The 2,208-nt window shown below is 66.1% G+C and carries 2 protein-coding genes; both read right to left on the bottom strand.

Going from position 1 to position 2,208, the window contains the following annotated elements:
• Nucleotides 1-77: 77 nt before the first annotated feature.
• Nucleotides 78-419 carry a transposase gene (locus ACPYO4_RS16345; protein ID WP_425709733.1) on the bottom strand — a complete coding sequence of 114 codons (342 nt, stop codon included), beginning with the start codon at nt 417-419 and terminating at the stop codon, nt 78-80.
• A gap of 462 nt (nt 420-881) precedes the next feature.
• A protein-coding gene (locus tag ACPYO4_RS16340; protein WP_425710301.1) for an IS3 family transposase occupies nt 882-2,044 on the bottom strand; the annotation gives its coding sequence in 2 pieces (ribosomal slippage) (nt 882-1,775 and nt 1,778-2,044; 1,161 coding nt in all).
• Nucleotides 2,045-2,208: the final 164 nt, after the last annotated feature.

Below are 2,208 nucleotides of genomic sequence, written 5' to 3'. Positions count from 1 at the left end.
GTTGCTGTTTCGCCGAGGCGTCAATCTGCTGTCTCAATATCTGACGCGTCTCAAAAATCGGAGCCAGCCGTCGATGATCAGGTTTCGCCGAGCATTCGCATGATCTGCTCCCATCGGCCGTCGGTGACGAGCTGTCGATATCGACGCGCCACCGTCTGCCACGACCCGAATGACGGTGGGAGCTCACGCCAGGGGATGCCGTAGTGCGCGCGGTAGCGGATAGCGTTCACGATGGTGCGTGCGTCCGCACTGGGGCGGCCGCGGTGCGCTGGGTTCTCCGGCTGCACGATGCGCGCGACCCGTTGCCATTGCTCGTCAGTGAGCGGCTGAAAATGGGGACTGGCTGTCTCTGTGTTCTCAGCTGCCCCGGGCGAGGCGTCGTCGGCACGCTGATTGCTGCTGCGAGCGGCGACGATCACGCCGCGCGTCGTGTCGCACTCCGTGCATCGGGCTGTGTGTGGAGGCTCGTCTGCTCGACCGGTTGTCACGAACTCGGCGTGCTCGCACGTGAGCTCGACGTACCAGCTGAACAGTGGGCCAGATGAGGCGGGGGACAGGAGCTCGCGCAGAACGTCGATCTGGCGAGGGCTCAACGGTGGTGGAGGGCAGCATCGATGGCAATGGTCCGTCGAGCAGTCCTGAATCCTCCAGAACCCGAACCCGCACGCCGTGTGTGCTGAGCGGAAGGCGTCGTCGTCGGACACGGCGTCGAGTGTTGGCGGCTCTTCGGCCATGCCTTCCACATCGCGCAGTGCTCGGTGGCACGCGCGGCATGGCTCGCCGGCGGCGAAGGCGTCATACGGCTGGTACAGACCTTCCGATGACCATCGCTTTCGTCCGGCCTCGAACGGGTCTGCTGCACGGATACGTGACAGGTGTTCTCAGGCCGCGAGTGCGATCTGAGTGGTCATGATGGTCTCGTACTCGATGGGGGTCAGGCGACCGAGCCGGTCCTGTCGCCTTCGGCGGTGGTAAGTCCGTTCGATCCAGGTCACGATCGCGATCCGCAGCTCGGCCCGAGTGGCCCAACGACGGCGGTTCAGGACGTTCTTCTGCAGGAGCGAGAAGAAGGACTCCATCGCGGCGTTGTCCCCCGCGGAGGCGACCTGGCCCATCGAGCCCACGAGGTCGTGGCAGCGTAGGGCGGCCAGGAATCGGCGCGACCTGAATTGGGAGCCGCGGTCCGAATGCACAACGCAACCGGCGACATCACCGCCGCGGCGGGAGACCCCCGATACCAGAGCGTCGACCGCGAGGCGGGTCTTCATGCGATCGCTGATCGAGTACCCCACGATCCGTCCCGAGTAGACGTCCCCGGTCGCGCAGAGATAGATCTTGCCCTCACCGGTGGGGTGCTCGGTGATATCGGTCAGCCACAGCTCGTTGGGAGCGGTGGCCGTGAAGTCCCGCTCGACGAGATCGTCATGGGCCGGCGGGCCGGGCCGCTTGCCGTTCGCGTTGCGCTTCTTGCCGAACACGCTCCACCACCGGTTGTCCCGGCAGGTCCGCCAGACCGTGCGATCACACGCGACGTGCCCCGCTTCGCGGGCCTCGTCGGCCAGCAGGCGATACCCGAACTCCGGATCGTCCCGGTGAGCATCGAACAAGGCGTTCGCGAGGTAGGCCTGCTCGAGATCACGGTCGGTGACCGGGGTGGCGAGCCAGCGGTAGTAGGGCTGGCGGGCGAGCCCCTGGACCCGACACGTCACCGCGACAGGGATCCTGTCAGCGGCGAGCTCCTTTACGAGCGGGTACATCATTTCCCCGACAGGTTCGCCTGAGAGAGGTAGGCCGCTGCGCGGCGCAGGACCTCGTTCTCCTGCTCGAGCAGGCGGACACGCTTCTTCGCTTCGCGCAGCTCGGCCGACTCGCTCCGGGTCACGCCGGGGCGGTTGCCGTCCTCGACATCGGCGGCCTGTAGCCAGTTACGCAGGCAGGACTCGCTGATCCCGAAGTCTTTGGCGATGTCCTTGATCGGAGCGTCCCCGCGGCGGGCCACGGCCACGACATCGTCGCGGAACTCCTTGGGATGAGGTCTGGGCACGATCGACATCCTTCCAGCAGCACCTTCCGGCACCACAGATCAGGTGTCACCTATCCGTGCAGCAGACCCCCCAGGGCAAGATCGAACGCTTCTGGCAGACCCTGAACAAGCGCCTCGCCACCCGGCCAGCCGACACCCTCGCCCACCTCCAGGACGAACTCGAC

Origin of the sequence: Georgenia sp. Z1491, assembly GCF_049856175.1 — a bacterium.
GTDB lineage: Bacteria > Actinomycetota > Actinomycetes > Actinomycetales > Actinomycetaceae > JB111.
The sequence above is the reverse complement of the archived record's forward strand: the minus strand, read 5'-3'. Positions and strand labels throughout refer to the sequence as shown.